The 11,529-nt window shown below is 73.9% G+C and carries 9 protein-coding genes; 1 reads left to right on the forward strand and 8 read right to left on the reverse strand.

All coding sequences use genetic code 11. The features are described from left to right. Positions 1-74: 74 nt before the first annotated feature. Both VKZ81_RS24525 and VKZ81_RS24530 read right to left on the reverse strand, forming a co-directional pair. Entirely contained in the window at positions 75-1,085 is a 1,011-nt protein-coding gene (locus tag VKZ81_RS24525; RefSeq protein WP_324244026.1) for a peptidyl-alpha-hydroxyglycine alpha-amidating lyase family protein, read from the reverse strand. Beyond that, positions 1,082-2,329 (reverse strand): amidohydrolase family protein, encoded by a 1,248-nt coding sequence (locus tag VKZ81_RS24530; protein ID WP_324244027.1) that lies wholly within the window; start codon positions 2,327-2,329, stop codon positions 1,082-1,084. The genes VKZ81_RS24525 and VKZ81_RS24530 overlap by 4 nt, the downstream gene beginning before the upstream one ends. A 207-nt stretch (positions 2,330-2,536) precedes the next feature. Here VKZ81_RS24530 and VKZ81_RS24535 point away from each other — a divergent pair, with 207 nt between their 5' ends. Then, positions 2,537-3,496, forward strand: a complete 960-nt coding sequence (locus VKZ81_RS24535) for a LysR substrate-binding domain-containing protein (protein ID WP_324244028.1) — start codon at positions 2,537-2,539, stop codon at positions 3,494-3,496. Positions 3,497-3,831: 335 nt separating this feature from the next. On the opposite strand, the gene VKZ81_RS24540 is transcribed toward VKZ81_RS24535, so the two are convergent. The 6 genes from VKZ81_RS24540 to VKZ81_RS24565 form a co-directional block, all read right to left on the reverse strand. Then, positions 3,832-6,102 (reverse strand): CaiB/BaiF CoA transferase family protein, encoded by a 2,271-nt coding sequence (locus VKZ81_RS24540; protein ID WP_324244029.1) that lies wholly within the window; start codon positions 6,100-6,102, stop codon positions 3,832-3,834. A gap of 56 nt (positions 6,103-6,158) precedes the next feature. Then, positions 6,159-7,685: an ABC transporter substrate-binding protein gene (locus VKZ81_RS24545; protein ID WP_324244030.1), complete on the reverse strand. Its 1,527-nt coding sequence runs from the start codon at positions 7,683-7,685 to the stop codon at positions 6,159-6,161. An 88-nt stretch (positions 7,686-7,773) separates the two neighbouring features. After that, positions 7,774-8,835: an ABC transporter ATP-binding protein gene (locus VKZ81_RS24550; RefSeq protein WP_324244031.1), complete on the reverse strand. Its 1,062-nt coding sequence runs from the start codon at positions 8,833-8,835 to the stop codon at positions 7,774-7,776. Then, positions 8,832-9,842, reverse strand: coding sequence for an ABC transporter ATP-binding protein (locus VKZ81_RS24555; RefSeq protein WP_324244032.1), 1,011 nt, complete (start codon positions 9,840-9,842; stop codon positions 8,832-8,834). The genes VKZ81_RS24550 and VKZ81_RS24555 overlap by 4 nt, the downstream gene beginning before the upstream one ends. Next, positions 9,839-10,729 carry an ABC transporter permease gene (locus VKZ81_RS24560; RefSeq protein WP_324244033.1) on the reverse strand — a complete coding sequence of 297 codons (891 nt, stop codon included), beginning with the start codon at positions 10,727-10,729 and terminating at the stop codon, positions 9,839-9,841. Before VKZ81_RS24560 ends, VKZ81_RS24555 begins: the two co-directional genes overlap by 4 nt. Further along, on the reverse strand, positions 10,726-11,529 hold an 804-nt coding region (locus tag VKZ81_RS24565), incomplete at its 5' end, for an ABC transporter permease (RefSeq protein ID WP_324244034.1). The genes VKZ81_RS24560 and VKZ81_RS24565, both read right to left, overlap by 4 nt.

Here is an 11,529-nt window from a genome sequence, read left to right on the forward strand (position 1 = left end):
GCGGCCGGCGCCGCCGGCGCGCAGCACGTCCTCCCGGCGCAGCGATCGCTGCCCGGTGGTCGGTCGGCGCGGGCTCAGCCCGCGCGGGTGAACTTCTGGAGCTGGTGGCCCGCCATCGAGTCCGGGACCCGGCCCGGCTTGACGCCGAACGTCCCGGTCACCTCGCCCACGTAGACCGCGCCGGTGGAATCGACGGCGATCGCGTGCGGGGCGATGAAGTTGCCCAGGCCGTCGCGCATGACGGTGGAGGCGCCCCACCGGGCGACCACCGTGCCGTGCTGGTCGTACACCGACACCCGGCCCGGCAGGTCGACCGCGGTGGTGCCGTGGGTGAACGACGCGGTGCCGCGCGGCCGCCACAGCTCGGAGACGTAGACCAGCCCGTCGCGGTCCACGGCGAGGTCGGTGGGGCGCTGCACGTCGGTCCACGAGGTGAGGTAGCGGCCCTCGAGGTCGAAGACCTGGATGCGGTCGTTCTCGCGGTCCCCGACGAGGATGCGCCCGTCCGCGGTCGCGCAGATCCCGTGCGGCAGGTGGAACTCCCCCGGCCCGGTGCCGACCGCGCCCCAGGAGCCGATCAGCTCGCCGTCAGCGGTGAACCGGTGGACGCGGCAGTTGCCGTAGCCGTCGGCGACGTACAGCTCCCCGGTGGGCGCGATCGCGAGGTTGGTGCACCCGTTGAACGGCCCGGCCGGCCGCCGCACGGTCTCCACGTGGTGCACGACCGCGCCGGGGCCGGGTGCGTACCCGGTGTCGGTGGGCGCCCCCGGGGTGCCGAGCGTCTGCAGCAGCTCCCCGTCCGGGCTGAACCGGCGCACGGTGTGGTCGCCGCAGTCGACGCAGTAGACGGTGCCGTCGGGGGCGACGGTGAGCCCGTGCGGCTTGGTGAACACCCCGTCGCCCCACGCGGCGCGGAAGGTGCCGTCGCGGTCGAACACGAGCACGCCGTTGCGGTCGCGGGTGAGCAGGTAGACCTCGTCGTCCCGGCCGACGTCGACGCCCGCGACGTCGCGGTGGGCGAACTCGGACGGCACCCGCTCCCAGGTGTCGGTCGCCTCGAACCGGAGGTCGGTCGCGGCGCTCATCGGGCCGCCCCCGGCTCGGTCGCGGGCAGCCAGCCCCACGGGTGGGGTCCCCAGCCGGGCGGGACGAGCTCCCCGGCGCGGATGGTGTGGACGGGCACGATGCCGTGCTCGCCGGTGAAGCTCGCCTTGGTCGTGTCGACGAACGTGAACTCGCCGCGGACCACGTCGAGCACGGTGAGGTCGGCCTCGCGCCCGACGGCGATCGCGCCGATCTCGTCCTGCTTGCCGATCGCGGCGGCGGCGTGCCCGGTGGTCATCGCGACGACGTCGGCGAAGGAGTACCCGACGGCCATGAACTTGGCCATGCACTCGACGAGGCTGTGGAAGCCCTGGCCACCCGCGGTGAGGTCGCTGCTGATGGTGTCCGGGTGCAGCCCGCGCTCGGCCTGCTCGCGCGCGGCGGCGTAGCCGAAGTTGCCCAGCCCGAGCGCGGGGTCGAGGGTGACGCCGCGGGCGCGGGCCTCGGTGAGCAGCGGCAGGGTGGCGTCGACGTCGTCCATCACGCCGCCGACGTTCGGCGTGCAGAGGTGGGTGAGGACGTCGCCGGGTTCGAGGACCCGCAGCAGGTGGCGGGTGACCTCCCCCATCCGGTCCGGGCGGGGCCGCTGGGCGGCGCGCAGGTCGCCGATGTGCACCATCAGCGGCACGCCGTGCTCCCGCGCGACCTTCTTCGACCGGTCGACGACCTCCTCCCCCACCTCGTTCACGATGTCGCCGACCAGCCGCAACTTGACCCCCGCCACCAGGCCGGGGTTGTGCTCGACGCAGGCGGCGATGGCGCGTTCGTCGATGTCGTCGAGCCGCGCGATGTCGGCCCACCCGGGCATGGTGTGCGCGTGGCTGCCCGCGTTGACGTAGACCTCCACGCGGGTGCGGGCCCGCGGCAGCACGTGCACCGGGAACACCCCGAGGTTGGCCACGCCCACCGAGCCGCAGTCCACCACCGTGGTGACGCCGGAGCGGACCCCGATCTCGTCGGGGTCGCAGCAGCCCATCCCCACCCCCGCGGTGGTGGCGCCGTGCGCCACGTGCGTGTGGATGTCGATCAGGCCGGGCACCACGTAGCGGTCGTCGCCGCGGATCTCGAGCACCCGGGCCGCACGGGTCGGGTCCAGGTTCGGCGCCACCGCGGCGATCCGCCCCCCGGTGATGCCGATGTCGGTGCGCCCGTCGATGCCCGAAACCGGGTCGAGGACGTGTCCGCCGGTGATCAGCAGATCGAACGACGGCGGGGACGGGGTCATCGCGGAACTCCTTCGTCGGCGTCGACCGGGAATTGCGCGGAACCCACCGGAGCTGAAATCGGTGGGGATCGTTCTGCCGCGCTTTCGCCTCACCCTACGACGAACACCAGGGCCGCAGCGGCGACGATATTTGTCCGCACCGTTGAGCTGGAGGAAACGATTGACATCCGTTGACGGCACGCGCGTCCGTCGCAGAGACTCCACACCGTGGATGGCAACGGCGCCCCGATGCAGCTCCCCCCGCTCAACGCGCTGCGCAGCTTCGAGGCGGCAGGTCGACTGGGGAGCATCCGGGCGGCCGCCGCCGAGCTCGTCGTCACCCCCGGCGCGGTGAGCAGGCAGGTCAGGGTGCTGGAGTCCTGGCTCGGGGTGCAGCTGTTCCGGCACGAGGGGCGCAGCATCCAGCTCACCGAGGTCGGGGCCCGCTACCTCGAGGCCACCTCGCACCACCTGTCGTCGATCGCGAAGGCCACCGGCCAGGTCACCGGCCGCTGGCGCGGCGAGGAGACGCTGCAGCTGCGGTCGTTCACGCTCTTCGCGAGCAACTGGCTGGTCCCGCGGCTGGCGCGCTTCCACCGCAGCCAGCCGTGGGTGGAGCTGGAGCTGGTGACCTCGAGCCGGCCGGAGGACTTCGGCAACCTCGACGTCGACGCGGAGCTGCGCCCCAACAGCCACCTGCCCGACGAGGGGTTCGACCTCGACCTCGTCGTCAGCGACGTCGTCGTGCTGGTGTGCAGCCCGCAGTACCAGGACGAGTACCGCCTCGACGAGCCCGACGACCTGCGCCGGGTGCCCAGCGACGGGTTCCTGCGGTCGGTCGCCTCGCCGCAGCTGTGGCAGAACTGGCTGCGCTGCACCGGCATCACGGGCGTCGACGCCACGAGGGGGCCGCGCTACAGCGACACCACGCTCACCTACCGGGCGGCCGTGTCCGGGCAGGGCGTCGCGCTCGCCCCGCGCTCGTTCGTGGAGCCGGAGATCGCCTCGGGCTCGCTGGTGGTCCCGTTCGACGCCCCCGGCCAGCAGCTCGACTTCTACCTCCTCCACCCGTCGCACCGGCCGAGGCGGCGGGCGTTCACCGCGTTCCGCGACTGGCTGCTCGCCGAGGCGGGCACCAGGAAGCCGCGGTCCGCGCCCGAGTCGGCCGACCCGGCAGGCGCGGCCTGAGCCGCGCGCCGCATCGGCGGCTCGCGCACCTCGAGATCGGTGTGACGATTCCGCGGGCGGCTCCGCCGCCCCGGATAGTTCGTCATTACCGGGATTGGACGATCCGCCCGGCGATTGAAACGTCGTGATGAACTCGCTCTGGTCCTGCCTGGCCGACCGGTGGGGTCGACGGAGTGGATGGGGACCCACCGTTCCGGCGGGCCGTCACGAACGGCACGTTCTCCATCGGCCGCGCCGTCACGTCGAGCCCGATCTCGCCCCATTTCGCTTGCAGAACCGCCGCGAGCCGGCGAGCAGCAGCGCCGAGAGCGCGCCCCACAGGCGGGCGCGGGTGTTCACGACGCCCACCCGGCCGGGAGGGCGCTGGCCTGGACCACCCACTTGCGCTCGAGGTCGGGGAGCGCGTCGGCGAGCCCGATCCGTTCCAGCACGCGCGCCGCGTCGGCCCCGGGGCGCCGGGCCGGTGGCCCCAGCCGCGGTGGGGTCGCCGACATCGTGATCGCCGGCCCCGGCATCGTCACCTCCCCGACCTCCTCCGACACCTGGGTGATGGAGAGCCCGCGGCGGCGCACCCGCTCGTCGGTCATCAGGTCGGCGAGCGCCACCACCTCGTGCGCGCCGATCCCGGCCGCGACCAGCGACTCCACCACGTCCCGGGTCGACCGGGCGGCGATGGCGGTGGTGACGTCGGGGCCGTCGCCCACGGCGGCGGCGAGCTGCTCGACCGAGTCGGCGTGCACGTAGAGCCACCCGTCGGCGGCCTGGAAGAAGCGCTGGTGCGGGGCCTCGCCGAGGGCCCCCGGGCCCGCGGGCTCGGTGCCGTGCCGGGCGCCGGGGTGGTCGACCAGGAACCGGGCCTGGTGGTGGGAGGCGGTCTGCACCAGCGAGGTGCGCAGCTCCAGCCCGCTGCCGGTGCGCCCCCGGTGGTGCAGGCCGAGGACCGCGGCGTAGGCGGCGAGCACGCCGGTGCCGTAGTCGAGCAGGTTGTACGGGCCGAGCACGGCGGGCTTGCCCGGCCCGCCCGCCCGGGCCATGACCCCGGTGACGGCCTGCGCCTGCGTCTCGTAGCCGCGGCCCGGCGCCCACGGGCCCTCGCCGCCGTAGCAGCTGACCGACACGTAGACGATCTCCGGCTTGCGCGCGGCGACGGCGGCGGGGCCGATGCCGTAGCGCTCGGCCGTGCCGGGCGGGAAGTTCTGGACGACGACGTCGGCCTGGTCGACGAGCCGCCAGAAGACCTCCTTGCCCTCCTCGGTCGTCACGTCCAGCAGGATCGAGTCCTTGCCGCGGTTCACCACGCCGTGCGCGACGATCCGCCGCTGCGGGGCGTTGATCTTGGTGACGGACGCGCCGAGCTCGCCGAGGATCCGGCCGCTGCTCGGCCCGGCCAGGATCTGGGTGAGGTCCAGGACGCGGACGCCGTCGAGCGGGAGCGTCCGGGGCGCCGCCGGGGGCGGGGCCGCCCGCGCGGGTGGATCGGCGGCCGGCGGGTCGGTGCCGAGCTCGGCGAGCAGCGCGTCCCGGTCGGCGTCGGGTCGGCGGCGCGGACCGACTTCGGGCGGCGCGCCGACCTCCCCGCTGCGCACCGCCGGGCCGGGGACGAGGGTCTCGCCGAGGAACGGGTCGTCGAGCCGGACCACCGCGCCCGACCGCTGCGCGTGCGGTGTGTGCAGCCACTCCTGCGAGGTCCGCACGCGGGCGAGCGGCACCCCGGCCGCGTGCCCGAGCTCCTCCCACTCCGCGGCGGTCCGGGTGGCGAAGAGCGCGGTGAGCCGCTTGCGCAGGTCCTCATCGGTGCCGTCGGTGCTGCCGGTGCCGTCGACCGCCCACTCCGGGTGGCCCGCGGCGTGCAGGAACCAGGTGACGAACCGGCGGGTGGCGCCGATCGGGTTGAACTGCACGTACGCCCCGTCGGCGCAGGCGTAGGTGCCGCTGCCGTTGGCCCGCAACGGGTTCTGCGGTGGGAGCCCGGCCGCCGTGATGTAGGCGCCCGCGTCGCCGATGGCCTCGAACATCGCGTCGAACAGCGGCACGCTGACGTGCTGGCCGCGCCCGGAGCGGCGCCGCTCGACCAGCGCCGCCACCGTGCCGACGACGCCGAGGAACGCCGCGAAGTTCGACGCGATCGGCACCGCGGAGTACGTCGGCACCGTGGGGTCGGCGCCCTCCGGGGCCTCCCCCGCCCGGATCCGGCAGTTGCCGGTGGCGGCGTCGACCACACCCTCCCACGCCCGCACGCCGCGGCGCGGGTCGTCGGCGCCGAACCCGGGCAGCGACAGGTACACGAGCCCTGGTGCCTGGTCGCGCAGCTGCTCGTAGCCCAGCCCGCGCTCGGCGAGGACCCCGGGCCGGAAGTTCTCGACGAGCACGTCGGAGCGCAGCGCGAGCCCGCGCGCGGTCTCCCGGTCGGCGGGGTCGGCCAGATCGAGGGTGATCCGCCGCTTCCCCCGCTGGTAGAACGCGTCGGTGGGCGGCGATCCCGCGCCCGGCCGGTCGACGCGGACCACCTCCGCGCCCTGGTCGGCGAGCATCACCGCCGCCAGCGGCCCGGCGATGTGGTGGCCGAGGTCGAGGACCCGGATCCCTTCGAGCGGTCGTGAGGACATGCGCGGCTCCTGTCGACGGTGACGTGGGCGGGCGGGCCGAAGCGGATCGTGCGGGGTCAGCGCGGATCGACGCGCACACCCGCGAGGTTGGAGTCGAACAGCGGCGAGACCTGGAGGTTGTGCACGGTGTTCCGGTAGCCGTAGTAGCGCGTCGGTGTGCAGATCGGGATCACCGGCGGGCCGTCGTTGGTGATCTCGGCCATGAGCTCGTGCATCGGACCCTTGCGAACCTCGGGGTCGGGGCTCGCCGACGACTCGGCAAGCAGCTCCCTGACCCCGGGCAGCTCGTAGTCACCGGGGTTGAACAGCCCACCGGGCAGGTAGAAGGTCTTGATGAAGTCGCTCTGGTCGGGGCGCGCCGAGTGGTAGGTCGAGACGGTCGACTGGAACTCGCCGTTGCGCCGCGCGGTCGTGAACTGCACGTTCTCCATGGGCCGGACGTGCACGTCGAGCCCGATCTCACCCCACTGGGCCTGCAGCACCTCCGCGATCTGGGTCCAGGTCTGCATCGTCCCGGTCTGCAGCTCGAACGAGAACCCGTCCGGGTACCCGGCCTCGGCGAGCAGCTGCCGGGCCCGCTGCGGGTCGTACGCCCCGGCCGGGGACCGGTCGATCGCCGGGTTGTAGGCCCAGTCGTCGGGTCGGAACGGCTGCGCGCTCGGCACGCAGCCCTCACCGAAGACGTTCTGCGCGATCGCCGGCCGGTCCAGGGCGAGCATCATCGCCTGGCGGACCTTCGGCTCGGCGAACTGCGGCAGGCTGGTGTTGACGATGACGCCCCAGAAGTCGGCGGTGTCGGTGCCGGTGACCTCCAGCCCGGCGGCGCGGACCTCCTCCACCTGGTTCGGCTGGATGATGGCCACGTCCGTCTGCCCGGACCACAGCGCCCGCACACGGGCGGGCTCGTCGATGAACACCGTGACGTCGATCCCGCTCGGCACCACCGAGTCCGCGTCCCAGTAGCCGTCCCACTTGGTGAACTCCAGGTCGGAGCCGACGAAGCTGTCGAGCGTGTACGGCCCGGTGCCCGCCGGGTTGGTCGACAGGTCGTCGCGCGACAGCGCCTGCGGGCTGATGATCATCCCCGCCTCACCGGCCAGCACGCCGAGGATCGGGGCGGCGGCCTCGGCGAGGGTCAGGCGCACGTGGCGGTCGTCGACGACCTCGACGCTCTCGACGTCCGACAGGTAGTTGGTGAAGTTCGTCTTGCCCGCCTTGGCCGCGTCCAGGTTCGCCTTCACCGCTTGCGCGGTGAACGGCGCACCGTCCTGGAACGTCACGCCCTCGCGCAACGTCAGCTCCAACGTCCGGTTGTCCTCGGAGAACGTCCAGCTCTCCGCGAGGCCGGGGTGGAACGTCCCATCGGGTGCCCGTCGCACCAGCGGGTCGTAGAGCAGCCCGACCCACAGGGCCTCGTAGGGGGCGGACTTGCGCGGGTCCAGCGACGCCGGGAGGGCGGCGGCGCCGATCTTCAACCGTTGCGGCCCGTCGTCATCCCTCCCCCCGCTGCACGCGGCGAGCGATGCGGCGAGCAAGAAGGCGATCAGTACCCCGAGCGCGCGGGGGAGGCGGGTGGTTCTCATGGGTGGTCCCTGTGGGTCGGCGGGGGCGGGGCCGGGCGCGCCGCGACCGACGTTCGAAGCGGCGGGCGGTGGGGAGGGCGAGGCGCGGTCAGTCGGGAGCGGCGGCGGACACGGGTGTGCCGGCATCGGAGTGCAGCAGGCAGGCGACCCGGTGGCCGGGGCGGACCTCAGCCGGCATCGGGTCGATCTGCGCGCACGACGGCGTGGCCGCGCCGCAGCGGGTGCGGAAGCGGCAGCCCGTCGGCGGGTTGGCCGGGTTGGGGGTCTCCCCGTGCAGCACGATGCGCCGGCGCGTGCGCTGCACCACCGGGTCGGGCACGGGTACCGCGGACAGAAGCGCCCTCGTGTACGGGTGGAGGGGGTCGCCCACCACCTCTTCGGTGGGGCCTTCCTCGACGATGCGGCCGAGGTACATCACCGCGACGCGGTGCGCGAGGTGCTGCACGGTCGCGAAGTCGTGCGAGATCAGGAGGATCGACTGTCCCGTGTCCTGTTGCAGCTCCAGCAGCAGGTTGAGGATCTCCGAGCGCGTCGACAGGTCGAGCGCGGACGTGGGTTCGTCCGCGACCAGCAGCCAGGGCTCCAGGGCGAGCGCGCGGGCGATGCAGACGCGCTGCCGCTGGCCGCCCGACAGTTGCTCGGGGTACCGGCGGGCGAGGGCGGGGTCGAGCCCCACCCGTGCCACCAGCTCCTCGGCGGCGGCCGGCATCTGCGAGCGGCGGATCCGGCCGTGCACGAGCAGCGGCTCGGCGACGGCGTGGGCGATCGACTTCGTGGGGTCGAGGGAGCCGAACGGGTCCTGGAAGACGACCTGCAGCCGGGGCCGCAGCGCGGTCAGCCCCTTGCCGCGCAGCCGGGTGACGTCGCGGCCGTCGAGCACGATCGAACCGGAGTCCGGCCGTTCCAGCAGCGACACCAGCCGGCCGAGGGTGGTCTTGCCCGAACCGGACTCGCCGACGACGCCGACCGTGGTGCCGGCCGTGACGTCGAGGTCCACGCCGTCGACGGCGCGCAACCGGGAGGTCGGGCGGCCGAAGGCGTTGCGCGACAGCGGGAACGTCTTGGTGAGCCCCCGCGCGACCAGCGACCCCGCGGCGGCCCCGGTGATCTGCTGCGCGGTTCCCGCAGCGTGCGCGCTGGTGTCGGTCATCGGGCGCCTCCTTCGGCGAGAACGAGATCCCCGTCGGCGACCCGGGCGCACCGGGTGGCCCGGCCGTCGGGCAGCACGGCTTCGTGCTGGGGCTGCAGGCACCGCTCGTGCCCGCCGTGGGCGCACCGCGGTTCGAACCGGCAGCCCGTGGGGAACTGGCCCGCGGCCGGGACGCGCCCGCGGATGACCGGCAGGACCGTGCGCGGCCGCCCGTTCTGCGGGATGGCGTCCAGCAGCGCGCGGGTGTAGGGGTGGGCGGGCCGGCCGAAGAGCCGGTCGACGTCGGACCGTTCGACGACGGCCCCCGCGTACATCGCGACGACGCGGTCGCAGAAGTCGGCGACGACGCCGAGGTCGTGCGTCACGAGCAGGACCGCGATCCCCTGCTCGCGGCGCAGGTCGCGCAGCAGCTCGAGGATCTCGGCCTGGATGGTGACGTCGAGCGCGGTGGTCGGCTCGTCGGCGAGCACGAGCTGCGGGTCGCACGCGATCGCGGAGGCGATCATCACCCGCTGCTGCATCCCGCCGGAGAGCTCGTGCGGGTAGGCGGCGAGCCGCTTCTCGGCGTTCGGGATGCCGACGCGGTCGAGCAGCTCGCGCGCCCGGCGCAGCGCGACCTTGCGGGCTTCGCCGAGGTGCAGCCTGCGGGCCTCGGCGATCTGGTCGCCCACCCGCATCGTCGGGTCGAGGCTGCTCATCGGCTCCTGGAAGACCGCACCGATCGCGCCGCCCCGCACGGAGCGCAGCTCGCGCTCGGGGCAGGCGAGCAGGTCGCGGCCCTGGAAGCGGATGCTCCCGCCCGCGACCCGGAACCCGGCGGGGAGCAGCCCGAGCACCGCCATCGCGGTCATCGTCTTGCCGCACCCGGACTCGCCGATGAGCGCGACGGACTCCCCGGCGTGCACCTCGAACGACACGTCCTGCACCAGCCCGGGCTGCCCGCCGGGGCCGGTGAGGTCGATGGTCAGCCCGTCCACCGCCAGCAGCGGCTCGTGCGTCGCGTTCATCGCCGCCACCTCGCCGACATCACGTCACGGATCGCATCGCCGAGGGTGTTGAACGCCAGCACCGTGAGGACGACGGCGATACCCGGCGGCAGCACCGCGAACGGGGCCCGGAACTGGTAGTCGTAGGCCGTGCGCAGCATCGAGCCCCAGCTGGAGTCGGGAGGCTGGACGCCGAGGCCGAGGAAGCTCAGCCCCGCCTCGGACAGCAGGGCGAGCCCCATGAGGATCGTCGCCTGCACCAGGAGCGGCGCGGCCACGTTGGGCAGGACGTGGACCCACAGGATCCGGCTGGTGGAGCAGCCGATCGCCCGGGACGAGTCGATGTAGGGCTCTTCGGCCACCGCCATCGCCGCGCCGCGGACGACGCGGAACAGGGTCGGGCTGAACACGACGCCGAGCGCGACCATCACGTTCACCAGCCCGGGGCCGACCACCGCGACGATCGCGAGGGCGAACGCCAGCCCGGGCAGGCTGAGCAGGGTGTCGGCGATCCGGCTGAGCACGGTGTCGGCCAGACCGCGGCGCAGCCCGGCCCACAGGCCGCTGGGCACGCCGAGCACGATGGCGACACCGACCGAGATCAGCGGGGCGAGCAGCGCGAGCCGGATCGCGTGCAGCAGTCGGCTCGCCACGTCGCGGCCGAGCTCGTCCCCGCCGAGCAGGTGCTCGGCCGAGTACGGCGCGAACGCCGCCGACAGGTCCTGCTCGTTCGGGTCGTACGGGGCGATCCACGGGGCCAGCACCGCGAGTACGACGAGCAGCAGGAGGAAACCGCCGGCCACCGCGGCCGAGGGGCGGCGCAACAGCAGGCGGATCGTGCTGGTCCGCCGTCCCGGGTCTCCTGCTGTGACGGGCCGGGTCCCGGCGGGTGCGGTCTGGGTGGTCATGAGGTGCGCACCTTCGGGTTCAGCCACCCGTACAGTCCGTCGACGACCAGGTTGACCACGACGACGATGGCGGCGGCGAACAGGACGTAGCCCTGCAGGACGGGGAAGTCGCGCTGCAGGATCGAGTTGACCGTGAGCGTGCCGAGCCCGTGGATGCCGGAGACGAGCTCGATGATGATCGCCCCGCCGAGCAGCCGACCTGCCTGCAGGCCGAGCACCGTCACGACGGGGATCGCGGCGTTGCGCAGGACGTGGTGGCGGACCAGCCAGAACGACGAGGACCCGCGGGCCCGCGCCGTGCGGATGTAGGGCCGCGACAGCACGTCGGCGACGCAGCCGCGGGTGTGGCGGGCGAGCTCGGCGCCGGTCGCGAGCCCGAGCGCGGTGGCCGGGATGATCGCGTGCTCCAGCCAGACGTCGACGCCTTCGGAGAGCGGCTCGTACCCGGTGGCGGGCAGCCACGGCAGGATCAGGGCGAACAGCAGGATCAGCAGCATCCCGACCCAGAAGCCGGGCATCGCGATCCCGATGGTCGCGAGCGTCGCGACGGCCCGGTCCAGCCAGCTGCCCTGCCGCAGGCCGGCCAGGATGCCGGCGGGCACCCCGAGGCCGACGGCGACGATCAGCGCGAGCAGCGTGATCGACAGCGTCGCCGGGGCGGAGCGGAGGATCGCGTCGGTGACCGGTTCCCCGGTGAAGAGCGAGGCGCCGAGGTCGCCGCGCAGGACGCCGCCGAGCCAGGTGGCGTACTGCTCGACGAGCGGGCGGTCCAGCCCGAGCTGCTGGCGGATCGCCTCGAC

It is taken from the genome of Pseudonocardia sp., from assembly GCF_035305885.1.
Lineage (GTDB): Bacteria > Actinomycetota > Actinomycetes > Mycobacteriales > Pseudonocardiaceae > Pseudonocardia.